This window comes from Dorea sp. AM13-35, assembly GCF_003473885.1.
GTDB classification, from domain to species: domain Bacteria; phylum Bacillota; class Clostridia; order Lachnospirales; family Lachnospiraceae; genus Dorea_D; species Dorea_D hominis.
This window is the reverse complement of sequence record NZ_QUCZ01000006.1, coordinates 113,820-139,347: the sequence shown is the minus strand read 5'-3', so window position 1 is coordinate 139,347 and position 25,528 is coordinate 113,820. Positions and strand designations below refer to the sequence as shown.

The 25,528-nt window shown below is 41.2% G+C and carries 17 protein-coding genes and 1 pseudogene; 1 reads left to right on the top strand and 17 read right to left on the bottom strand.

Annotation, left to right across the window (positions count from 1 at the left end; all coding sequences use genetic code 11):
* The first annotated feature begins 211 nt into the window (after positions 1–211).
* Positions 212–757, top strand: coding sequence for a transposase (locus DW152_RS08410; protein WP_330416753.1), 546 nt, complete (start codon positions 212–214; stop codon positions 755–757).
* Here DW152_RS08410 and DW152_RS08405 read toward each other — a convergent pair.
* From DW152_RS08405 to DW152_RS08325, 17 genes and pseudogenes are all read right to left on the bottom strand, one after another.
* A pseudogene (locus tag DW152_RS08405) lies at positions 712–1,740 on the bottom strand (reverse transcriptase domain-containing protein); the annotation flags it as partial. The gene DW152_RS08410 and the pseudogene DW152_RS08405 sit on opposite strands and share 46 nt — an antisense overlap.
* 478 nt (positions 1,741–2,218) lie before the next feature.
* Positions 2,219–4,495 (bottom strand): rhodanese-like domain-containing protein, encoded by a 2,277-nt coding sequence (locus DW152_RS08395; RefSeq protein ID WP_158570033.1) that lies wholly within the window; start codon positions 4,493–4,495, stop codon positions 2,219–2,221.
* Positions 4,496–4,643: 148 nt separating this feature from the next.
* On the bottom strand, positions 4,644–9,815 hold the full coding sequence (locus DW152_RS08390; RefSeq protein WP_118288400.1) for a leucine-rich repeat domain-containing protein: 5,172 nt from the start codon (positions 9,813–9,815) through the stop codon (positions 4,644–4,646).
* Between the two features lie 36 nt (positions 9,816–9,851).
* A complete protein-coding gene (locus DW152_RS08385; RefSeq protein WP_118288399.1) occupies positions 9,852–10,733 on the bottom strand; it encodes a nucleoside hydrolase in 882 nt (293 codons plus the stop codon).
* A 6-nt stretch (positions 10,734–10,739) separates the two neighbouring features.
* Complete coding sequence (locus DW152_RS08380; RefSeq protein ID WP_118288398.1) at positions 10,740–11,771, bottom strand: ABC transporter ATP-binding protein; 1,032 nt, start codon at positions 11,769–11,771, stop codon at positions 10,740–10,742.
* Positions 11,772–11,826: 55 nt separating this feature from the next.
* A complete protein-coding gene (locus tag DW152_RS08375) occupies positions 11,827–12,639 on the bottom strand; it encodes an ABC transporter permease (protein WP_021860902.1) in 813 nt (270 codons plus the stop codon).
* On the bottom strand, positions 12,626–13,522 hold the full coding sequence (locus DW152_RS08370; protein WP_117537827.1) for an ABC transporter permease: 897 nt from the start codon (positions 13,520–13,522) through the stop codon (positions 12,626–12,628). The genes DW152_RS08375 and DW152_RS08370 overlap by 14 nt, the downstream gene beginning before the upstream one ends.
* 39 nt (positions 13,523–13,561) lie before the next feature.
* The gene (locus DW152_RS08365; RefSeq protein WP_118288397.1) at positions 13,562–14,809 is read right to left on the bottom strand and encodes an ABC transporter substrate-binding protein; all 1,248 of its coding nucleotides are present in this window, start codon (positions 14,807–14,809) and stop codon (positions 13,562–13,564) included.
* A gap of 41 nt (positions 14,810–14,850) precedes the next feature.
* Positions 14,851–15,876, bottom strand: coding sequence for an aminoglycoside phosphotransferase family protein (locus DW152_RS08360; RefSeq protein WP_118288396.1), 1,026 nt, complete (start codon positions 15,874–15,876; stop codon positions 14,851–14,853).
* Positions 15,877–15,901: 25 nt separating this feature from the next.
* Positions 15,902–17,245, bottom strand: coding sequence for a TIGR04283 family arsenosugar biosynthesis glycosyltransferase (locus tag DW152_RS08355; protein WP_243059876.1), 1,344 nt, complete (start codon positions 17,243–17,245; stop codon positions 15,902–15,904).
* Complete coding sequence (locus DW152_RS08350) at positions 17,229–17,942, bottom strand: TVP38/TMEM64 family protein (RefSeq protein WP_118288395.1); 714 nt, start codon at positions 17,940–17,942, stop codon at positions 17,229–17,231. The genes DW152_RS08355 and DW152_RS08350 overlap by 17 nt, the downstream gene beginning before the upstream one ends.
* A 146-nt stretch (positions 17,943–18,088) precedes the next feature.
* Positions 18,089–18,247 (bottom strand): hypothetical protein, encoded by a 159-nt coding sequence (locus DW152_RS13265; RefSeq protein WP_158570032.1) that lies wholly within the window; start codon positions 18,245–18,247, stop codon positions 18,089–18,091.
* A gap of 156 nt (positions 18,248–18,403) precedes the next feature.
* The gene (locus tag DW152_RS08345; RefSeq protein ID WP_118288394.1) at positions 18,404–19,615 is read right to left on the bottom strand and encodes a glycosyltransferase family 2 protein; all 1,212 of its coding nucleotides are present in this window, start codon (positions 19,613–19,615) and stop codon (positions 18,404–18,406) included.
* Entirely contained in the window at positions 19,596–20,573 is a 978-nt protein-coding gene (locus DW152_RS08340; RefSeq protein ID WP_118288393.1) for a glycosyltransferase family 2 protein, read from the bottom strand. Before DW152_RS08340 ends, DW152_RS08345 begins: the two co-directional genes overlap by 20 nt.
* A gap of 1 nt (position 20,574) precedes the next feature.
* Positions 20,575–21,720, bottom strand: coding sequence for a glycosyltransferase family 2 protein (locus tag DW152_RS08335; RefSeq protein WP_118288392.1), 1,146 nt, complete (start codon positions 21,718–21,720; stop codon positions 20,575–20,577).
* Positions 21,721–21,739: 19 nt separating this feature from the next.
* Positions 21,740–23,959, bottom strand: coding sequence for a glycosyltransferase family 2 protein (locus DW152_RS08330; RefSeq protein WP_158570031.1), 2,220 nt, complete (start codon positions 23,957–23,959; stop codon positions 21,740–21,742).
* Positions 23,956–25,506, bottom strand: a complete 1,551-nt coding sequence (locus DW152_RS08325; RefSeq protein WP_118288390.1) for a glycosyltransferase family protein — start codon at positions 25,504–25,506, stop codon at positions 23,956–23,958. The genes DW152_RS08330 and DW152_RS08325 overlap by 4 nt, the downstream gene beginning before the upstream one ends.
* Positions 25,507–25,528 lie beyond the last annotated feature (22 nt).

Genomic DNA, 25,528 nt, shown 5'->3' with positions numbered 1-25,528 from the left:
TCTTTTACATTTTTATTTTACTTTCTTTTATGATATGCATCCAATCGTTTTTATAAATATATTATCCGATTTATTTATTTTATCTATATATTAATCGAGTAGGAGGCGGTGACTAACCGCCGTCCTCTCACAGCACCGTACGTCAGACTGTCTAACGATTAGCAAAAATGTTATAATTAAATCACAAGAGATCGAATCGAGGGGATTAATTATGGCATATATTGTTGGAATAGATAGAAATCAAGCAAGAATGGTTACTACATCATTAGATGCGCTTATAGATGAAGATAATTCAGTGCGTGTAATCGATGCATATGTTGATTCCTTAGATTTAATTGAATTAGGTTTTAAAGAATACAGCGGAACCAATAGAGGTCAAGCTCCATATCGCCGTTCAGATTTGTTAAAGCTTCATATTTATGGTTATCTTAATAAAATCAGATCCAGTCGTTCCTTAGAAATTGAATGTAAGCGAAATCTTGAACTCATGTGGCTGATTAATGCAATCACGCCAGATCACGGAACTATTGCTGGCTTTGTCAAGAACAATCGTAAAGCCTTTCATGTAACATTACGAAACTTAACTCTCATTCTTAAAGGTTGGGGATTAATTGACGGAAAACTTATAGCTATAGATGGGACAAAAATCCGAGCACAAAACAGTAAGCACAACTGCATTACTAAGAGCGGCTTAGATAAAAAGATTGCTTATCCGTTGATGTCATCTATGTTGTTCTTCATACTTGCAATTCCATAGTAGTTAAGCCATCCCCTCGCATACACCTTGATTTTCTCAAGGCTTGGCTTGATTGACTGACATGACCTACGGGAAGATAACTCCTTCAGTCTCGACTTGAACTTCTTCCATGACTTCGGATGAACTCGGACATAAATGCCCTTTCCGTTCCTTCCCAATGCAAAGCCAAGGAATTTAAAATTTCGGATTGCAAACACGCTGACAGTACGGCTCTTTTCTCGGTTGACTATAAGTTTCAACCTCTCCTCAAGATATTTTGTACTGCTTTCCAAGAGTCTCTCTGATGCTCGCCTGCTCTTTGCAAGAAGCACGATGTCATCTGCATATCTTATGCATGGAACACCGCTTTTCAGATAGCGCTTTATCAACTGTACTACACGTTCATCTTTTACATTCTTTCGGAGAAGCTTGATGAGAATTTCGTGATTAAGAGTGTCGAAGTACTTTGACAGGTCAAGGACTACAGCAAATGTATAGCCTTGTTCTGCGTACTTCTTAACCTTAAGTATTGCATCTTTTGCACTTCTGTTCGGACGATAGCCATAACTGCCCTCTGCAAACAGCGGTTCATAGATTGGCACTAACTGTTGGGTTATTGCCTGTTGAAGTGTGCGGTCTATCACTGTTGGTATGCCAAGCTTTCGCACACCACCATCTGGTTTGGAAATCTCAACTCGTCTTACTGGAGACGGAGTATACTTTCCACGATAAATGCGGTCAGTTATCTCTTGTTGATATTCCTTTAAATATGGAAGAGCCTCTTCAATGGTCATGCCATCAATTCCCAGCGCTCCCTTGTTTGCCTTAACTCTCTTATACGCTCTGTTAAAGTTGTCTTTATACAGTATCGCTTCCAAAAGTCTCGGCTGTGCACTGTCTCTTTCTTTCCATATCCGATTGAATGACCTAGACGCTTTCACATACCCTTCATGTTCCGCATTATCTCTTTGCGAACAGCCATTGTTTTCAATGTTTTCTGTCATAGACGGTCATTCCTCCTTTCTCGGTCATACTCAAGACTCCTATTGATTCGGTCCTTCACCTCTCGGCTACTATGACCTCTGCTGACTTCTGTGCGTTCAGCATTGCTTTATGCAATGGTTACCTCTTTCAAGGCGTACCACACAGACCTCCCTAGGTACCACACGTTTCTTCCTCTCCATCCATCTGCCTCATTTATCATGCATGATTCCGTGTAGTTATTGGGCTTCAACTTGAATAGCAGTTTTACCCTCATGCATGACCTCATATGAGATTCCTGTTCGTCAGACCAGAGATTTGCCCGTGAGTTAGTATGTTCCTCACATCCAGCTTCCTTCAGATTCCATCTCACGATGGACACCCTTGCTTTCGGCTATATCCTTCCCACTACCGGGCGGATTCGGGACTTTAACCCGTTAGAAACGTGCGCCGCTAGGCGCACTATAGCAAAAAAGCGTGGTCTTTTGCCACGCTTTCTTTTTATTTCTCTGTTCCGGTTACAAGCTGGTCTTTGTAATTCAACACCAGATTCTTGCCACCACCAGTCAGGATATACAGTTGTTTCTTCGCAACTCCTGCATCCATCAGGACTGCTGCCGCCCGCTGAGCTCCCTGCGCACCAGCCATACATACAATAACTGTCGGGACATCCAGATCTTTGATCTTCGCTTTTTCTTTCCGCACATTCGCCTGTGCTTCTGCTGTATTCGTCGGCCATGCAGGCGCCCACATAGATCCTTCGATATGTCCGGCTGCATATCCTGCCTCAACACCGTCTACTACTTGTTTTTCAAATCGAATGTCGAGAACATTCAATGTTCCGGCTTTTACCCTTTTCAGAACAGTATCTGCATCCAGATACATATCATCCCACCGCATGAGATAATCTTGGCCCCTTGACACTACAACTTTATAACTTACTTCTTCTGATGCTGTTGTCTTTGCCGTAATAGTTGCATTACCAAAGCCAATTGTATTCACTTTTCCATCCTGATCTACATTAACAATCTGATTACTTAACTCGGAACCATAACCATATATTATGTTCTTACGAACTCTCGCCGGCCAGCAGGTCAGTTTATTTTCGGCAACGGTTGCCTTAAGCGCCATCAGCTTATGTCCTTCACTGTCTGTTGTAACTTCTTTTTTTGCAAATTTCAACTGACCATAAGTCTTTGCATCTTTCGGTGAAACTTTCTGGATTGACCAATTTTCCGGCTCTTTCTGCCAGTTTACCTGCCATGCCCACCAGCCGCCATCGAAGACGCTGATATTTTTTATTCCATTCTGATAACAAATTAAGAATGGAATCGTTGCACGCCAACCGGTACCACAGTAGAAGGATAATTCATTATCGAGGGATGAGTCGGATTCTGCAAGAATGGATTTCACTTTATTAAGTCCGACTACTTTTCCATTTTCAATATAGCTTCCATCGTCTGTATTGTGTCCCCATACTGCACCTAACGGTTCACCTGCATATTTAATATAGGAATATCCTGTCTCTTCGCCGCGGAATTCTTTCTCCGAACGGATACTTACAAGGCGGAAATTAGCATCATTCTGTAACTTTTCTTTTGCATCATCGGTGGACAGAATATATTCCGGATGTGCCGGAATCATCGTACCAAACGTATAATCTGTGCCACCGGCTGTTGCTTCATTTACTTTTGTCTCTGTCGGTAATCCTAGTTTATTCCATGCTGTCATGCCACCATCTATCACTTTGACATCTTCTACACCGGCGTATAACATAGCGAATGCTACTCGTGTAACACTGGAATCCGATGCACTTCTTCCGTACAGTACTACCTTGGTATCTTTGGTGATTCCGTTGTTTTTTAGAAATTCTCCAAGCTGCTTTGCACTTCGGATATTGAAATTGTCTTCTGGTTTTACTTCTGTCTCTTCATATAGCTGCTGATCGTCGATTCCATCCAGATTCCAGTCGTCATACTCTACTGCATCGGAATTGATATGAACCGCTCCCGGAATATGTGCTTCGTTATAAGCTTTGTCATTTTCTGTCTTGCCATAGGCAACTTCTGCTAAAAACACATGTTCATATCCAGGCTGCTGTCCTTCTGCCGCACTCTTATACCACTCCGGTGATACATACACCTGCCTCTTAGGAACATTTTTCACTTTCACCGTTACCTTGCAGCTCTTTGCCAGGTATTTTTTCTTATTGTTCTTCTGTGTTGCGCGAACAGTAATTGTTGCTGTTCCCGGCTTCTTTGCTGTAATCTTTCCGGTGTTGCTTACTGTTGCAACTGCTTTATTGCCGGATGACCATTTTACCGGACAGTACACACCTGACGGTTTAACTATCGATTTCAATGTCTTTGTCCCACCAACATATAAGACTGCCTTTGATGCACTGATTGAAATGCTTGTCGGTTTTAAATCTTTTACTTTCATTGTTACCGACTTTTTCAGCTTTTTATTTGCCTTTGCTGTTACTGTAATCTTAACTTTTCCAGCCTTTTTTCCTTTCACAACACCCTTGGATGATACGGTTGCAATCTTTTTATTGCCGGATTTGAATGTTACCGCTTTGCTTGCTTTTGACGGTTTGACGGATTTTACAGATATCGTTGCATGTCCTTTGATATCAATCGTCTTCGCTGTAACTTTGAGTGACATCTTTGTTGGCTTTTTCGATGCCGCTTCACTCGGGATTGCAGCAAATGCAACTGCCATAACCACAACTAAGGCAAGCAATCCCAGTGCTTGTTTTTTGATTTTCTTTTTCATCACGCATTTCCCCCAATGTAATGATTTATTCCGCAACATTTATCCACAGTATAACATTAACTCTTCGGTTCTTCAATTTGTAAAAGAAGCAGCCGCCTCAGAATTTCCCCGGAAACGGCTGCCTCTCTTATTTAAGCAAAATATTTCTTTATTTTACCTTTACGCTTTTTACTTTTGACCATGTAGAATAATATGTAGTCTTGCCTACTTTCTTGTATGTGCAGATTCTTACATAGTATTTCTTATTCTTTTTCAATTTCTTGATGGTCTTGCTTGTGTATTTGTTCTTTGTTATCGTTGATGCCTTCACAGACTTCTTGAACTTCTTGTCCGTTGTGTACTGGATCTTGTAACCGGTTGTCTGCTTATTCTGCTTCTTCCATGTTACTTTGATCTGTTTCTTACCGGAGCTCTTCACTGATTTCAGACTTGTTCCTTTCGGCAGGATCTTGAATGTCTTTGTAACTTTTCCTGTATAGTTATTCTTCATTGTTACAGTAACTTTGTATGTTCCGACATTCTTTCTTCCGCTGCTGTATTTTACAGTGTAGTTTGAAGCAGCAACTTTCTTTCCGTTTACAACAACTTTCACTGCAGGTTTGCGAACCTTTCCGGTATATGTATAAGCAGTTGTTGATAATGTTACGTTTTTAGATGTAACTTTTTTCTTAATCGGTGTATTGTCAACGTAAACTATTTTCTGGCAATCGCTGGATTCAAATTTTTCTGCCTGACTCTTGGTAAATACACGAACTACTACAACATGGTCGTTGTTTGTTCCCGCATTGCCATAGAATGCATCACTTGCAAGCTCTGTCACAGATGCCGGAATATCTACGCTCTCCAGATATCCTTCTTTGAATGCATATTTGCCAATCTTTTCTACACCGTTTTCGATCGTCAGCTTCTTTAATGTGATTGCTTTGAACGTTCCTTCAAAAGCAGATTCTCCGATCTCTTTTACAGTTCCCGGAATAGTAAGTTCTTCAATGTGATGTAAGTGGAAAGCTTTTCTTCCAATCTTTGTTACGGATGCCGGAATTGTAAGACTTGTAAGTCTTGCTCCTGCAAATGCCATTTCACCGATCTCTGTTACTGTATCCGGGATGTCTACATGATCTAAGCGGATGTTCATTGAGAATGCTCCCTGTGGGATTACAGTTACATTCTTGGATAATGTAAGGTCTGTGATGTCATTCGTTGAAAATGCTCCTGCTCCTAAATCTGTTACCGTATCCGGAATAACAAGTTTCTTCAACTGGTTGGAGTTAAATGCACTTTCCCCGATTTTTGTTACAGATGCCGGGAATTCTACATTGTTAATCTTATTATAACGGAATGCGCTTGCACCGATGGTTGTAAGTGTGTCAGGTAATACAACCGTATCCATACCATTCGGTGATTCTACGCTGTCTTTTCCCTGTACCCATTCGCCATCCGGAATCTCAAATGCTCCGTCTGCAACTTCTGTGATTGCTTCCTGTGTCTCAGGATTCAGTGACGGGATTACGAGTGTGCGTACACCGTCTTTTACAACTGCATCGCTCTTACGTGTTTTATTTCCCTGCTCGCTCCATCCTGTAATTTTATTTCCATCATAAGTGAAGTCCGCGTGTGTCCAGCCGCTTCCTACGATTTCATCATAGATGACTTTATGTCCGGTTCCATCGTTCTTGTCTGCATATTCCGGATAGAATACATTTGTTACTTCTTCTAAATGTGCTTTATTTGAAGTATATAATTTTACCTGTCCCTTTTCACCTTTGACAAATGCTGTATTTGCCAGTTTCTGCAGGCTAGACGGGAGATATACACTTGTTAATAATGTTTTTTCAAATGCTGTCTTTCCGATCTCGGTCAGACCTTCGTGCAATGTTACACTTGTCATTCTCGGTGCAAGACCTTCTCCGGTTACATTCTGTGAGAATGCACTCTGTCCGATGGTTGTTACGGATACCGGAATGTCTACAGACTCTAACTGGTTTCCTTTAAATGCATCTCTGTCAATTAATTTCACTGTAGAAGGCAGGCTTAAAGAAGTAAGCGGTGCATTTCTGAATGCCATTCTTCCAATCGTTTCTACTCCTTCCGGAATTGTCAGTTCTTTAATCTTTGTTGCATTAAATGCGGAAGTCGGAATTTCTTTTATGGATTTGGAAAGTGTTACTTTCTCCAGAGAAGCACTTGCTGTAAATGCTCCATTTCCAAGTGTTGTTACACTGTCCGGAATGGTTACTTCCGTAAGCGCTGTTGTCTGGAATGCTGTTGCACCAATAGATGTTACCGTATCCGGAATCGTTACTTTTGTCATTCCGATTGTGGCAAATGCACCTGCACCGATTGCTGTAATTGCTTCACCGTTTTCATTTGTCTCCGGAAGTGTTACTTCTGTATCGCCATTTGCTATTTTCGCCTTTCCGGCATCATTTAATCCGGTAATGGTTGTTCCGTCAAATGTAAACTGGGAAGTATTCCATGGCTGCTCTTCTGCCGGCATCTCACCGTAAATAACTTTCTGTACCCAGGATTTGGTTCCCTGTGTATTTGTGCCCTTTCCAGTACCCTCTACATGCTGGATCATTCCTTTCTTTCGAAGATCCACATTCTCATTGTACATGTATACGATACGACTTGCCTTTAAGATTGTATTTGTCGGTGCATCTGACTCCAGATCTTCTTTACCTGTGTTTGCTCCAAATGCATATACTGTAACTTTCTCTGTTCTATCCGGAAGTCTTACAGATTTGATGTTGTTATATGCAAAACACATATTATCCAGATTCAGATTGAAATCACATGTCTTCGGAAAGTCAACAGTTGTAATCTGATTTTTAGCAAACGCTGCATTTCCAATCTGCCAGATTGTATGAGAGAATTTTACGCTCTTTAACTGGTTGCTCTGGAATGCTGTTCCGCCAACATAGATTACGCCTTCCGGTAAATCCAGAGATGTCAGCTTATTGTTTGTGAAAGAGTTATTCTGAATAATGAAATTTCCTCTTTCTGTTAATCCTTCTGCAATTGCGCTTCCACTGTAACTTGCCATCACTCCCTTCGGGAATGTTACAGATGTAAGTCCTTTCTTATAGAAAGCTTTTGTTCCGATACCAATAATCGGATTTCTGTCTGTATCCTTTGCAGGAATCACAAGGTCTGTATTTGTTTTTAATTTTTCTTCTCCGGATGCAGATAAGCCCGTGATGCCAACACCACTGATTGTTGTTACATCCGATGTATTTGATGCCGGATATAATTCCTGACTGATCGTATCATATGTAAAGTCTTCTGCGTTCCATTTATCTTCCTGTCCCGGTACTTTCAGGATCAGGCTGTGATAATCAGACTGTGGGAAGTTCTTTGTATCGTTGTACTGTGTTTCCGAACTTACATATACTTTTGTCTTCACTGCTGCAGCACCGGAAGAATATACTTTTTCAAATGTATTTGCCTGCAACTTCTCAACGGTCGATGGTAATACTACCGATTTAATCGTTTTATTTCGGAATGCTCTGCTTCCGATTGACTTTAAGCCTTCCGGCAGTGTCAGTGTACACTCATCTGTCAAATATTCCTTAGTAGAAAATGCATAATTTCCAATCGAAGTTACCGTAGATGGAATGACAATCTTATGGATGTTATTTCCTGCGAATGCATTATTTCCAATCGTCTTAACTCCTTCCGGAATGGTCAGTTCCGTCAGATCCGTCATGTAATTCTGCGCATCGCTGCATCCGAAGGCTCCTCCCGGAATGTCTGTCAGGTTCTTAGAAAGAATAATCTTCTTTAACTTCGGATTTGTTGCAAATGCACCACTGCCAAGTTTTGTAACACTGTCCGGTAAAATAACACTCTCCAACTGGTTTTTCTGGAATGCAGACAGGCCAATTTCTTTAAGCGTCTTCGGGAACTCATTCTTCGTAATACCGCAGTCTGCGAAAACTTTTGCACCAATCTTTTCCAGTTTTGCCGGAAGTGTAACACTTGTAAACTTCTCGTCCGCTGTTGCAAACATGCCATTATTACCATTTCCTGTATAATCAGCAATTGCTGTCACATACTCGCCATCTGGATTCTTGTTCGGTAATACCAGATCTGTATTGTCTTTTCTCTTTTCAATACCACTCTCAGAGAAACCGGTGATCGTTGTTCCGTCAAATGTAAAATCATCTGCTGTCCATGTCTTGTCCGTATTCGGATCTTCACCAAGGATCAGTTTCTGATGCCAGGAGTGCTGTGACTCTGCGGTACGATCCATATGGTGGATACGTTCCATGTCAAACAACTTCTCATTGTCTGTGTACATATAGACAACGCCGCCAAATTCCTGCTCTTTCTCCGGTGCATCTTTGGAACACTCTTCCATTCCCGGATTCCAATAGAACGCTTTCTTCTCTACTACTTCCATGTAATCCGGAAGTCTTACAGATTTGATATTGTTGTGTGCAAATGCAAAGGCATGAATCTGTGCCTGGAAATCACAGGTCTTCGGGAAGTTGACCTTTGTGATCTCATTGTATGCAAACGCAGAGTTCTCCAGCCACCAGAATGTATGTGGAATGGTTACGGATTTCAGTTTATTTCTTGCAAATGAACTTGGTCCGATATAGATCACACCTTCCGGCAGATCAAGAGAGGTCAGTTCATTTCCGTCAAAAGCACCTGCGCCAATCAGGAAATTACCTCTTCTTGTTACTACATGTGTAACTGTGTCATTATAATCTACCATCATACCATCCGGCAGTGTCAATTTTTCAATCCCCTGCTTTTTAAATGCACTGTCAGCGATACCTACGATTGTAGTTCCATTCGGATCTTCAGACGGAATGACAAGATTCTTATTCACTTTAATCTTCTCTGAACCTGTCTCAGAAAATCCTGAAATTGCTGTACCGGATACGGTAAAGTCACGACTGTAATCACAGCCGTTCAGTCTCTGGCTCATCTCTGTGTAAGTGAAATCTTCTGCTGTCCATACAGATGTGTCGATGTCACTTGCAGATGCGTCAGAGTCTGCCTGTTTCTTATCCGTCTTGGTCGTCTTGGTTACTTCTTTTTTCACTTCTGCGTTCTCAGAAGCATCCTCTGCCTTCTCATCTGTTTTGGAAGCTTCTGTTTTAGAATCTTCTGTTACAGTTTTGGCAGACGCATCTTTGGACGTATTCTCGTCTGCAGATACGTTCTCATCGTTCGAAGTTTCCGTTACTTCGGACTGCACAGCCTGGGCTGCGCTTGCTGTATTATCCTGTGCAAATGTCGGCATTGCAAGGGAAAACGACAACGCAAACGATAATACAACCGCTAAAAACTTTTTCATTTTCATGCTTTTAGCCCTCCTTATTACTTATTTATGTAAACTTTATTTACATACACCCTTTACCGGCACACGAAACCAGGTCTCATATATATTATTTTTAAATGGCGCTTCTTCCCCGATTTCCGGAAGATTTAAATTGGTTTGTCCATCCTCGGCCCATCGCAGGAATCCGGTTTTTAAATCTTCTTCTGATAAGCAGTAAGTACCCTTCTGATCATCGAATAACTCCGGATGAACCAGATACACCGCTGCGATCACATCCCAGTTATAGAATCCATGGATTCCGTAATCTCCTTCGTTATAACCGAAATAATAATCGGTTTCTCTCAGGATATACTCACCCATCGGGTTATTCTGCCCACCTAATCTCTGCTGATATTCCTCTTTGGTAAATAGCACTTTCAGGCAATTATTTCCTGTAATAACAGAAACATTATTTCCTTTTGTCAGCACCAGGTATGTTGCCTTTGGATCACAGGAAAAATTCAATTCATCCATCTGTTTCTTTTCAAAAATCAATGGTTCTGTAATTCCACCCATCAATACAATTTCTTTTACATTTTCAAAGAAATGTTCATCCGCATAATAGGCATGCTTTAGATTCGTAAGCGACCCGGTTGCAAGAATGGAAAGTTCGCCTTTGTATTTTCTTGCCATCTCTGCGAGATAATCTCCTGCCGGACTTTGCTCTGTGTCGGCTGATTCACCACCTTTTTTCACAGTCAGATCTGTGCGGCCGATATCTTTTAACAATTTTTCTGTCTGTGCGTACACAACCGGAAGCTTGTTGTTTCCATAAGTGCAAGTCACTCCATGCACAGTTACTTCTTCACATCCGAGCAGGTAGAGAAGTGCCAGTCCGTCATCGACATCACAGTCCTTTACGCCCAGTGTATTATCACAGTCAAATATTACATGTTTCATTCTCTCTTACTCCTTTTCTTCCGGAAACAGGCAGATACTCTCCGGTGCAAATTCTATTCCCGCTCTTGCTCCTTCCTTAAATCCGGCAACATGGATTCTTGCACTGATATCCTGTGCATAGAATGTCTGCTTCTCATCCCGTAAATATAGATCCACTGTCTCTCCTAAGTATGTCATTTCCCTGATCTCCACAGCAGAACCCTCCGCTATAACTTTTACATCAAAAGGCCGGACAAGAAGCTCATACTTTCCATCCGCATAACCTTTCGCCTCACAGGAAATATAATCGCTATCAAACTGTTCTTTCTGTACAATTCCTTCAATATAATTAGCTTTTCCAAAATATGCAGCCACTTGCCGATTTGCCGGATGCAGGAAAATCTCTGCCGGTGAAGCATATTGTAAAATCTGCCCACCATCCATAAGTGCGATCCGATCTGACATCTGCAATGCTTCTTTCTTATCATGTGTGACGAGAATTGTCGTGATCTTCCGTTCTTTCTGCAATTTTTTAACTAATGCGCCCATTTCCAGACGAAGCTTCTCATCCAATCCGGAAAAAGGTTCGTCTAAAAGAAGGATCGACGGTTCACATGCAAGGGCTCTTGCAAGAGCTACACGTTGCATCTGTCCACCGGACATTTCTTTGATCTTACGTTTTTCGAATCCCGGAAGCTGTACGTCTTCCAACAGTTTCTTTATGATCTCTTTCTGTCTTGCCTTCGGGACTTTCTTAAGTTCCATTGGAAATGCTATGTTCTTTTCCACTGTCATATGTGGGAACAGCCTTAAATCCTGAAACACGATCACAGTTCCCCGTTTCTCCGGCGCCATATTCTGAATTTCTTTTGCATCCAAACAGATTCGTCCCTTTTCAATATCGAGTAATCCGGCTATGCTTTTCAACATTGTACTTTTTCCACAGCCAGAAGCTCCCAGTAAGGAAATTAGTTCGCCGCTTTTGACAGTCAGGCTCACTCTATTTAATATTTTATTTTTTTGAAGTGTTACTTCCAGATTTTCTATTTTTAATTCCATTTCTTATCCACCAATTTCTGTACTTCTTTATCTCTTTTCCACATTTCCCGATCTCTTATGTGTAATATTCTCCGCTTCCATTTTTCGTCCACAACTTACTGATTCCTTCAAATATCGCAAACACGATCAAAGTAATTCCCAGGAAAATCATGCTGTAAATACTTGCGATATTGCGGTCGCCACCTTGCAGATACGGCACCATAACAATCGCGAATGTCTTGACACTTCCTCCACCGATCAGCAATGTAATGAAATACTGGCTGAACGAAACAATATAAGACATACTCATAGAAGCTAACATCACAGGCATTAACATCGGAAATGTCACTTTGAAAAATGCTTTCCATGGTCCGGCGCCAAGTACTCTTGCCTGCTCTTCGAGTTTATTTCCAACTGCCTCTGTTCCTTCAATCATCAGATGTACTGCATACGGAAGTGAACAAATCGTATGTGCTACGACGACTCCGGTAACGGTATTGCTCAGTCCCCAGCGTATGAAGGATACTTGGATTCCCATCGCAAATACCGTAGACGGCACTAAAAACGGCAACATCGAAAGGAAATAAAAGAAGCCTTTTCCTGCAAAATCATACAACACAAGCGCTCTTGCTGTCATTGTGCCTATCATTACTGACAACACACCTACAACAGCAGAAATAAAAATGCTGGATGCAAACAACTGTATTAATTCTTCTTTTCTTCCAAATACTTCATCTAATGCACGAGTAGAAAAAACCTGTGGCAGGAGATTCGGCCATGCCCACCGTTCTGTAAATACCCAGACGATCATCGTCAGTATCGGAAATAGAATGAGAAATACAAATATCCCAAGCAGGATTTTGCCTAAATAACTGTTACTTTTTTTCATTGTGCTCTTTCTTAGCCTTTCTACGATTTAAAATCTCTGTATTTTTCTGCATCAGCCGAAAATATGCAACTGCACAGATCATGGAAATAATAGTAATAATTCCATTCAATGCCATTGCATACGGACGATTTTCAAGATCCGGATGAATGTACTGTGTATGTGCCAGGATCGGTAATGCTTCCGGGGAGGTCGGTCCCAGTAAAAGCGGAAGCTCATAAGCGCCCAGTGCAAATGTAAAAATGATCAGAAAACTGCTGCCAATCGCTCTTCTACAAAGCGGCAGGGTGACTTTCATAAAAGCTTTTCTTCTGGAGGCTCCCAGATTAATCGCCGCTTCTCCAAGGCTTCCATTAATATTTGCCATCAATGCAATGACAAAATATATCACAAACGGAATCTCCTTCCACAAATATGCGATAATGATCCCTACACCATTTGTACTATATAAAAGCTGTACAAAATCCTGCTGCTCTTTGATAAATCCCATTGCACATAAAACTCTTGCAAGCAAACCATTCTGTGAAAGAATATTCACTACAAACAGTGCAACGACTACATGAGGCACAATGATCGGGAGCTGAATGATCCGCATCCCTTTTCCTTTTGTATCTGTATTCATAACAAGTACCGCACATATTCCGACTCCGATCAGAACTGCCAGAGTTGCTGATGTGACTGCAATATACAAGCTGTAAATGATTGATTTTACAATATCCGGTCTGGATAAGATCTCTTTATAATATTTAAATGTTGGTTCTGTAAGACCAAAAGCCGGAATCACCCCAAGACTTTGGGTGATTCCGGTTGCCAGTCCTGCTATAAATATGATTCCAAGTATAATCTGCGGAACCAACAACGCATATGGTATGAATTTTTTCCACATGTATTCTTTTCCACACTTACTAAATCGTTTTTTGCTAAATTATTTGCCAACTACTTCTTCCTGCCAGATCTCTTCGATAACCGGAACAAGCTGTGCAGGCATCTCAGGAAGTCTCTTGGAAAGGAGCTCATCCTGTGCGATAACACCTTTTCCTAAGTCAACATTGTCAAATTCTTTCTTCTGGTCATCAGACAGTTTGTCATAAGATACAACCGGAAGAGTCTTCATCTCTTTGTAACGGCTTGCCTGAATCTCCGGTGACATCATCTCATTGATTGCTACCATTGCTCCGGCTTTGTTAGCAGAGTTTGCTGCGATTGCCATAAAGTTCGTATTACCGATTGTTCCTTTGTCAAACTGGAATGTCTGAGTTGTCTTCGGATAGGTTCCGTTGTCAATTCCTACAGCTGCATCATAAGCGCCATATGTCATATACATAACCAGTTCGCCGTCAGAGTACATCTTCTCACACTTTGTAGAGGAATCCGGGAATGATTTTCCACCGTTCCACAGATATGGATTTAATTTCTTCAGGTAATCCAGTGCTGGCTGAATTGCTTTTTTCACAGTTGCTTTGTCTGCTTTCATATCCATGAACTGCTCGTATCCACCACAGGTTTCATAAATGATATTTCGCACAAATACACTTCCTGTGAAGTCCGGAAGTTTTGGATATGTTACTTTTCCTTTGTATTTCTTGCAGAACTCTAAGAATTCTTCTGCATTCTTTGGAGTTTCTTTTGCAGCAGCATTGTCTTTCATAAATACAAACTGTGCTTTTCCGTATGGTGCTTCGTATCCTTTAATCGGATATGCAAAGTCATAATTTACATCTTCAGACTTGGTGTCGATATATTTTGAGAAGTTCGGAAGCTTGTCTGTAAATGGTCCGTACAGCATGTTTTTCTCTTTTGCTGATTTGAAGTTCTCACCGTTGATCCAGATCATATCAATGTCACCGTCTTTTTTGTTTGCTTCCATTTCTCCGGATAACTGGCTTAAGATCTGATCAATATCCATCGGAACACGTTCCATCTTGATATCGTATTTTTCTTTCATATCCGGTGCGAATACGTCGTCCAGCCATTTATTCAGGACTTCATCTCCACCCCATCCATAAAATGTTACGGTTGAGCCTTTGGCTTCCTTTTTCATGTCATCAAATGACATCTCTTCCACTTTCGAATTTTTCTTGTCCGAAGAGTCTTTGCTGCTGTTGCTGCTGCATGCTGCAAGTGAAAGTGTCATCGTAGCTGCAAGCAACACTGACAAAAGTTTCTTTTTCATTGTGTCTCTCCCTTTGTATCATATATTTATGTAAATTTTATTTACATACAAAATGTATCTTTCAGAAACTGATGCATCTTCTCCAGAAAATCTGTGTCCAGATATGCGTTCAATTTCTCAAATGTAGACTGGTTAAATAACATTTTCCCAGGCTCTCTGTACTGTACCCATGCCATGGCACACCATGTAATTCCACGCAGGCAAGTGATTCCTGTAAACTGCATGGCACGTTTCTTCAATCCTGTGACATCGAATCTTCCGGCAACCGCCCTAATATATGTATCGAGGAAATCTAACATCTCCTTTCTTTCTAACAGCACATCCGTCTTCCAGAATGTCGTTGTCGGTGCCAGAAAATGTCCGAGGTCCTGCGCCGGATCGGCATATAACGGTTTTTCCCAGTCTACGAGATAAGTATATCCCTTCTCATCTACAAGAAAATTCGTATTGTTCAATTCTGTATTGACGCAGCACTGGTAAACCGTCTCATTCGGAATGCTTCTTACAATCTCCCAGCCCGTATCCAGCATCTCACGAATCTTTTCTTTCTTCTCTTCTTCACCAAGCGATGATTCCATATATGTCTTCACCATTTCCTCACACTCATCCAGAATCGCTTCCAGCGGATTCTCCGGTGTGATCAGTGTGTGCATACCTTCTTCCGGCATCTTCACACTGTGAATATCTGCAAGACATTCTGCTGCACCGCCCAGCCCTTTGTGATAATCCAAAGTTGTTCCAGACAAAAATTCCATGACCATAATGCCATGGTCTAAATACTCCAGACTGCCATCAACATAAAGTGGCTTCGGTGTTCTTCCTGAAGATTCCAGAAGTTTCAATGCGTGAAATTCATATTCAATCTGATGTCTTAAATGCATCTGGCTTCCGCAGTTCACGCGGAGCACCAGTTTCTTACCGGTCACCGGATGTGTAAATACATAATTACGGTTGTATTCACCCTGCGCCAGCATCTCATATCTCTCTGTCACTTCCTCCGGGAGCCCCAATACCTCCCGGTAAAAGGAATGTCGGACATATTCTTTTAATCCTTTAATGCTATCCATATTTGTCTCCTAAATTACAATACATCTATCGCACATCCTTATAGAGGCTTGCGATCTTCTCAATCGGAACACCATCCCGGTACATCTTGCGTAACCGGTTCATCAGCCACATGAGCTTTAATTTTGGAATGATTCCATCCGGGAAACGTCTGTCCGATGTGTAAATACGGTGTCTTGCCATTCCTAAGCGGATACCTTTTTCTTTTAAAGTCAGTGAAAACTGATAATCTTCCAGTATCGGCAGTTCTGCAAACATTCCTGCTTCAAAGAACAGCTCTCTTGTCACGAATATACCCTGATCTCCGAACATGACTTTCCGGTCTTTGATCCGGTGATTGGAAATCACGCGGCATGTCCACATAAAGAAATTTTTTGAATGAAATGCGATTCCAAAACATCCTGCCTGATGGTCTTTCATTACATACCGGATCTCTGGTACAAGTGTAACCGGAATTTCGCTGTCACAGTGCAAAAAACATAAAATATCTCCGTGGCTGTTCTTTGCACCGACATTCATCTGTGCTGCCTTTCCTTTGTCCGAATGATATACCGGAAATGTATCTCCCAGCAATTCCAATGTCCGGTCTGTACTTCCACCATCTACAAATATAACTTCACATTTATCTTTCAGGCCTTCCATCTGCCGTTTCATAGCAAGGATCGTTGTCTCTTCATTGTAAATCGGTATAATAATTGATATCTTCGTTGTACGCATCAGGTATTTTCCAGTCTGCGTTTTCTGTAATTTCGAATTCTCCCGCATCTTCTGCCGGAAAGCTATGACATCTTCTTTTCTGTCAATGTCACTTAATTCCCGGATAAATCCGACCTGTAATCCGACTTCTTTCAGTCCTGCCAGTGTATTTTCCATCACACTGGCATGTCCATAACTCTGCTTTTCGAATACTTCTTTGTGTGGCTCATTCATTCCAACCAGATAGTAACCGCCGTCTTCCGTTGGTCCGAATACAATATCCTTCGTCTCTAATATACGGAATGCATTTTCCATATCTGTGCTGTGAAGTTCCGGGATATCCGTGCCAAATAAAATACAGGAATCATATCCCATCTTCAAAATATCTTTGATAGCGACATACATCCGCACACCAAGATTTTCCCCTTTCTGCGGAAAATATTTCGCTTCTTTTCCGAAAATCTTACGGATCTTCTTCTCTTTGTCTTCCGGTGTATAACAGACGAAAATATCTGCTGTCGCCTGTTCACATTCTCTCTTCATATCCTTAAGCAGACAAATATGTACTTGTTCACACTGTTTCGGTGTAAAATAAGGCATCAGTCTTGTCTTTGTCTTTCCCGGAACAGGCACTCGTGTAAAGACGATCACCGCCCGTTTATTCTTCATGTTCATTCTCACTCTCTTCCGGCTGTACATAACGTTTTTTGAGGAATGCGCCCATCGCAAGCACAAGCGCTGCGAGTACGACTGCAATTCCGATATATAAAATTCGATTCTCTTTATCTGCCAGTCCGGCTGTTCCTACTGTATACATTGCCGTTCCCGGCAACATAAAAAGGAGGGAACATACAGAGTAGGTCATAAATTTGATATCTGTCACACCATATGCAAAGTTCTGTAAATTATATGGGAACAGAGGCACCAGTCTTGTGATCATTAAGATAAAGATCTCGTTGTTTCCAGATTCATCAAATAACCATTTTTTCAAATATTTGTTCTTCATAGCTGCCGGTTTGATACTGTCTTTCAAGAAAAATCTTCCTGCAATAAATGCAAGCATCGCACCGATTGTTGTTGCTACGGAACATACAATAGTTCCGAGCACCGGTCCGAAGAGAAGTCCGGCTGCAATGGCAAATGTGATTCCCGGCAATGCCAGTACTACACAACCGACAATTGTAAGCCCTGCATAGATTGCCAGTGCCACCGGCAGGTTATTGTCTACCATATCGTCTAACATCTTCAGGTTGTTGATATTGCCAATATATTTCGACCATCCGAATATATGGTTCAGCACCAGAATTGCCATGATGATTGCGACAAAAATAATTAATTTTATATGGTTTTCTTTTTTCTTCTCTTCGTTCATACCGCTACTCTTCCATACCTTTTATCTTTATAACTAGTGTTGGGACAAAGCCCCTGCTTATTATTGAATGTAATTGTGTTTCCTTGACTACCAGATCATTTTCACTATTTGATCTTCCGGAACTTCGATGATTGCAGTGTCTTTTTTCACTTCTTTGATTGTATCTCGTTCGATACAGACATTCCTCCCTCTTTCAAAGTCGCATCAAATTCTACTCCCCAGTTTTCGGATGTGAGTCCTGTTCCAGCCAGCATACAGCAGACGAGAGCAACAGAAAGTGCCTTCTTCCATCTGTTGTTTTTCATGTTTTTCCTCCTAAATGACCCGATAGTCTATTATGTAGCGTATCATATTTTCCGGCTTTTCTCTAATTGATAAATTCAATAAATATGGCTTATTTATCATTTATATCAATAAATAAGCCATATTTTATATTTTTGTCGTTTTAATCAATAGATTTTCTATCTGTTTCCTTCTTCATCGATACTTTTCTTAGATTTCCCTTTAATTTTCTTCTTTAATCGCTTTATTTTCTCATTAAGAGCCAGTAGGAATGCCAGTCTTCTGCGCACCCTGCGAAGCGTATATTTTAACTGGTCTCTGTCATTCATCCGTTCCGTTGCTTTACATAGAAGAAAGTCTCCTGCCGACATCGACTTCATTCGCATGAGATCCGCATACATCCATGGTTCTTCTACCATATCTTCTGTCACGTCCTCCAGATCAACCGCATGCATTCCCTCCTCTTTCAGAAAATCATACAATTCTTGGTAAGCGGCAAAAGAAGTCTGTATATTCAAAGACCGAAACAATCCTCTTATCATCTTATTGCGAAAACTTTTCTCTACCAACGCAAAATCATCTTGCTTTTTCAACTGTTCCCATGTATAACGATACGATTCAAATGGGCATTTCCATGTCTCTGATGCCTGTGACGTTAAACTTCCTGGATTGTTCATTCTATAATAAGCAAGCTCTTTACTGACCGTTGTAATCCGCTCTGCATGATACATTGCCTGCATGACAAATGCAGTATCATTTCCCTGCCGGATATCCTGGAATGTAATCTCATTTTCCACAATGAACGCTCTGCGAAGCATTTTATTCCACAGCATGTTCGATGCAAAGCCAAAGATATCCCCCGGTATGTCATATTTATTAAATGGATCTTTCTCCGGCAATTTATCTTTTTGCAGATATCCGCCTGTTTCATATAATTTGCCGTCCCCGCGAAATTCACACACTTCACAGACACAGATGTCTGCCTGCACCTGCTCGGATTTGTGATACAGTTCCTCCAGTGCTTTTGGATGAAACCGGTCATCTGCATCCCAGAACACAACATATTTCCCCACTGCACATTCCAAACCTTTGTTTCTTGCAACTCCGGCATTGTGCTTTTCCTGCTCGATCAGATAGATTCTCGGATCTTTCTCCATGCGCTCACGTATAATCTTAATGGAGTCATCTTCTGATCCGTCACTGACGCACAGAATCTCAATCTCCCGGAATGTCTGCGCTTCTACAGAATCCATCATCTCTTCCAGGTGACTCTGCGCATTATGAAACGGAATGATCACTGATACCTTCGGCACATGCTCTCCCGACTCTTCTCTGACATTATTCACTTGTATCATTTTTTTATCTTCGTTCTTATCTCTGCTCCTGTTCATAAACTCTCCAGCTTTTCTTTCGAATATTCTGATACTTGCGGTATTCTCCCTTCTGGTAAAAATAAAACGCTTTTTTTCCGTCTATTCCCAGTTCGTGAAACCAGGTTTTCTTTAATATCTGATACAGTTCTTTCTTCTTTGGGCCATTCAGCGTCTCCAGATTCCAGAGCGAAAAATGCAATGCATAATTGATATAGTCCTGCTCCAGTTCATGATAGAGTCCTCTTTTTTTCAACTCCTCTCGAAGTTCCAGAAGCGCTTCATAAAAGCAGGTCCATGACTGTTCTCTTGTGTTAGACAGCGAATTCTGATTGTCTCTGCGCTGATGGATGAGTACTTCATCCAGAATCTCTATATTCTTTGCGGTCACAATAGCAAGGAAGGTAAATAGCAGATCGTTTGATGTGCGCTGTTCCTGGAAATAAAGTCTCTGTTCCTCTACAAAGCTTCGAAGAAAAAGCTTGTCCCATGTCCATCCGACAAATACTTTGAATACATTATCGGTAAACTGTCGGTAATTCATCGGTCGGTATGGAGGAAGTGCATGCCGCCTGATCGTCCATGTCACACTTTTGTACTCGCCGGTTGTTTCGTAGTATTGATCTGATCCAAACACCAGAAGCTCTGCCCGACTTTCTTTTGCTTTTTTATATGCTTTTTCCAGCATATCCGGTTCAAAGAAATCGTCTCCATCCAGAATGGATAAATATTCTCCTCTTGCAATGCGAAGTCCTGCATTTCTCGCCGCTCCGGCGCCGCCGTTCTCCTGACTGATTATTTGGATACGGCTGTCTTTTTCCGCATATTTTTCAAGGATCTGCTGTGTCCGGTCTTTCGATCCGTCATTTACACATATGATCTCAATCTCTTTTAACGTCTGTCCGATGATACTGTCCAGACATTGCGCAAGATATGTTTCTCCATTATAAACCGGAATGATCACCGATATTTTGCACATTTTATCTGCCTCCGCGAAGTTTCTTCTTTAAAAGACTCGGTGCTCCAAAGAGAAGTTTTCCAACACGAAATGTTTTGGAACTCCTGATCTTTTTAATCTCTTGGCGAAGTTCCTGATTTTCTTCTTCCAGCTTCGTAATCTGTTCGAACACCTGCTGATTGATGGTTCTTGGATACACGCACATTTTATAATAATGCTCCGGATCTTGCACTATCCGTTCAATGTTATTCCATGTTTTCTTTGTAAATGTATCCGGATTAACATCTCCTAATGCAATTCCTCTTTTTAATTCCTCACTGAACCGCATCAGATACTCATAGCGGTATTCTTCTGCGATCCGCCAAAGTGTACCGAGGTAATTGTGATATTTTTTAAACCAGTATACATGACGAAAACGATTCCACAACGCTTCATCCCGCATTAAAATATCTTTAATATAGTCATATTCCTGATTAATACAATATACTTTTTCACGGTTATTCACGGATGAATTCGGATTATCTCTGCGATTCATATAATAAGGTGTATCTAAAATCATTGCACGTTTCGCATAGATAAACGTCTGAAACCAGAAGCCATTATCCTGAAAAGATGCTCCTGGTGTCTCATGATGTCTTATTTTATACTGTTCAAGAAAATCTCTTCTGTAAATACCACTCCATGTATTCATAATAAAACGGATTGCATCCGGTGTTTCACTCGGATTAAACACATGATTATAATCTTCCGGATTCAAACTCAGATGATTATAATATAATTCTTTATTTCCATTCTCTGCGGTTACAAAACGGTAAAAATCAGCTTTCACAAAATCCAGATTCTGTTCTTTTGCTTTTCTATACAAATCTTCATACATATTTAACGGAACATAATCATCCGGCTCGACAATGCCGATATATTCACCGGATGCCGCATCCAATCCCTGATTCATCGCTTTCCCATAGCCACCATTTTTCTGTGAAATAATGCGGATCCTGTCATCTTTTTTCGCATACTGCTCCAGAATCTGCAGCGAATGATCCGTTGATCCATCATTAACGCAGAGAATCTCAATCTCTTTCAGCGTCTGATGAATCACGCTCTCCATACATTCTTCCAGATATTCTTCTACATTATAAACCGGTATGATCACCGATACTTTCTTCATATTCCAAATTCCTCGTTTCTTATTGTTCCTTCGCTTTTTTGAAAAGTTTGCGTATCATACGGATGGGAAATCCAATCACTCTGGCTACACGGTAAGTAGCCGAATATTGGATGCCCGACAGCTTTTTCTGTGTCTTTGTAAGCTCTTTTCTGGTTTCCGCAAGTTCTTTTTTCAGCTTCTTAATCTCCACTCCACGGTCAAATTTCTCTCCATATGTGATCTGAAGTTTACGGTTGATCTCGGATTTTTCCTTATATGTCCGAAACAGTTTTTCCGTGATCCGTGTATGCTCTCTCACCAGCGTCTGGAACTGGATCTTATCCAGCCCCCACAATCCTTCATATGCGTACTTCTGTGCCTCCGGCATCTCGGAATATTGTTTTGCCGCACGCCATAATACAGTATGCATTGTATCATAAAGGACATCTGCCATCTCTTCCGGCATGGAATGGATTCCCAGAAAATGTTCCATCGCCACATAGCTCTTCATCAGTCCATAAATATGTTCAAAACTGGTCTTTGCCGTCATAATAGAACCCAATCGCACTCTGCGGTGGAAGAATTCCTTCTTCCAATATCCACATCTCTCTGCCATCAGCATTGTCATAAATGTAAAATCTATATCTTCATGCAAAATCCCCGGCTGAAAAGCAAAATGATGTTCCTCAAGATACCGGCGTTTAAAAAACTGCATGCCTACATTTGTGCGGTACTCTTTTGTTTTCTGCATCCTTTGAAACATTTCTTTCCCATCACAACAAGCAGGATAGTTGCCCTTTCTCTGGTAATATCCGTCAAATTCGTTGTGCACATCCTCCATGTCTTTCTCTTCAAAGAACGCACAGCCATCGTAGTATAAAACTTCCAAATCATGTTCCTGACATCTTCCGGCAAGCTGTTCCAGTGCCTCCCGTTCCAGCCAGTCATCACTGTCCATAAAATAAATATAATCTCCGGATGCTGCTTTCATTCCTCTGTTTCTTGTCACAGACAATCCGCAGTTTTCCTGTGTATATACAGAAATTCTCTCATCTTCTTCTGCATAATGCTTCAAAATTCCCAGTGTATAATCCGTGGAACCATCATCAATACAGATAATCTCCAACTCTTTTAAAGTCTGTCCTGTAATGCTGTCCAGACACTCTTCCAGATATTTTTCCACATTATAAGCGGCAATCACAACAGTAACTACCGGATGCCCGATTGACTTTCCTTCCTTTATGCAACGTATAGCTCCATAATTCTGTCTGCGTTCCCGCTCTTTTTTCACCTCTCTGGCGTATGGAAGTCCACGCAGATAATTGATATTTTCAGGCATATCGTATTCTTCATCCGCATGCTCCAACAAATGCATATCCAGAAATCTGTCCGAACATAATTTATCGATCACTTTCTGGCGCACCTGTTCCGAATGAAGTGTCCGGAGATTATAAACACAGCCGGATGCCACCATATTGCAGAATCCTATCTCCAGTTCTTCATAAATACCTCTTCTTGTCAGCTCTTTATAAACCGATTCATACGCTTCAAGAAAACAAAGCGGGTTCTGATCCTTTCTGTTCTGCAGGCTTCCACCATAATTGACTCTGTAATATACCAGATCTTCTCTCACAGCCGCCACACGGTCCGCTGCTCCAAGTGCCATTAATGTAAAATAGACATCATTGCTATTCGGAAGATTCTGGAACTTAAGTTTCTGCTCCTGAATATATTTTCGCCGGAAAGACTTGTTCCACGGAGCAGGTGTTGTCAGTGTAAACAGTTCCCCCTCCATGGTCTTTCTCGAAAACACTTCCTGTACCGGCAGTAATTTTCTCCAGAGATAACGCGGTACGTGCTCCGATCTCCCTGTCAGATCATCATACCTCCTTGCTCCAAAAAGAATCACGTCCGCATTTGTTTTATTACCTTTTTTGGCAATCTCTTCCACAAGTGTATCTGTGAAAAAATCATCTGCATCCAGAAACAACAGATATTCGCCTTGCGCACTCTCCATTCCCAGATTCCGTGCTGCTCCGGCGCCTTGATGATTTTGCCTTAGTATCTGCACACGCGGATCCTTTTCTGTATACTCTTTCAAAATGGAAGCCGAAGCATCCGTCGATCCATCATCCACACATATGATTTCTATATTCGGATTCGTCTGTTTAAGAAGCGAATCCAGCGCTTCTCTTAAATAAGGTTCTGTGTTATATACCGGCATAATCACCGATACGTCTGTTTTTCCTACTTTTTTCATCCTCTTATCAATTTTCTCCACATTCTGACCGGGAAGCCTATGCATCTTGCAAGGCGGTATGTTTTACATCCTTTGATTCCGTCAATCTTCTTCTTCAGCTCTCTGTTGATCTGTTTTAATTCTTTAATTTCCACACCACGGTCGAATTTCTCACTATAAGTCTGTTGCAATTTCCTGTTAATCTCCGATTTTTCCTCATAAGTCCGCTGTAACTTTTCCTGAAGCTCCGTTCTTTCACGCACCAATCTGTCTTTCCATTCTTCCAGAAATTGATTCCGTTCTTTTAATTTGTCATTTTCTTTTATTTTTTTAGCCGTTTCATCAAGAAGATGCTGTTCCTGCTCTTTCCAGGTTCTCTCTCTTCTTTGTCTTTCAGCAACCTTTATTCTTTCTTTCAGTCCTGGAAAGCAAGATTCAAATTGAATCCGCTTCTTATCTTCCAAAAGCTCTTCAGACCTCTGCGCCATCCACGGGAGCTGCATATACGCTTCCTTTATTGTTGTATATTTATCATGCCATGTCTCATAATCCAGTGTATCCGCTTCGCTTTGTAATTGCTCAAACTTCTTATAAAACATATCAAATATCCCTTGATTTTCTCCCTGCAATTCTTCTCTTAATGTCAGCAGCTGCTCTACACGGCTTTCAAAGGAATATTCTTCTTGCAACATCTGCCACATCTGTTCTACCCGTTCCCGGATTGCAGGATAATCAACCTGTATTTTTTTTGCCTGTTCTACAAATTGTTCTTCATTAGTATAAAACAGTACCGAATCTCCAAATAATTTTTCTATAATATCTACATAATCGGAAAGAACAGGAACTCCACATGCCATTGCTTCCAGTATCCTAGTATTCATGAAGCCATGTTCCGTCATGTCTTCATAATGATCGTTCAATGTAATCTTCGTCTCCCAGTACAATTCCGGCAGCATATAATTAGGAATGTTCTCTGCCATGACTGCATCGGCGTGCTCCGGCAGTAACTTATCCCATCCTTTTCCCCATATCTTAAGCGGGATATGATGCTCCAGCGCCCAAACAACACTTTTTCTTTTAATTCCTCTGGAATTACCTACAAACACCCAGTCATATTTTTTTTCTTTCTCCACTCTTGCCGGGTGAAAGATCTCCATATCTGCACAGATTAACAACTGACGTACCGGAACCTGCACTTTCCTACAGATTTCTTCCAGATACTCTTCTTTTGCGGAACCAATGCAGACCAGGTCATAGGCATTATACTCTTCCACCGTAACTCTGTCCGGATGGCTTAAATTCCACATAATGTAAATGGTATCCGGATCCCTTCTGTCCGGATAATATGCTTCCGGTCCCCGCAATGCAACTACAACATCCGCTGCACCTTCGTTTTCCCATTCATCTCTGGATTCTATAACTGTATATACGCCTGCTCTGTTCAGATATTTTTTTAATGTACAGGCAAAAAAATAGTCAGACCAGTTCTTCTTCGATGCATTATTCGGGAATCCGGCTTTGATGACCCATATTTCTTTTCCGTTTGCCAGTTTTCTTCTATCTTCCATATCTGATTTACCGCTTTCTCCT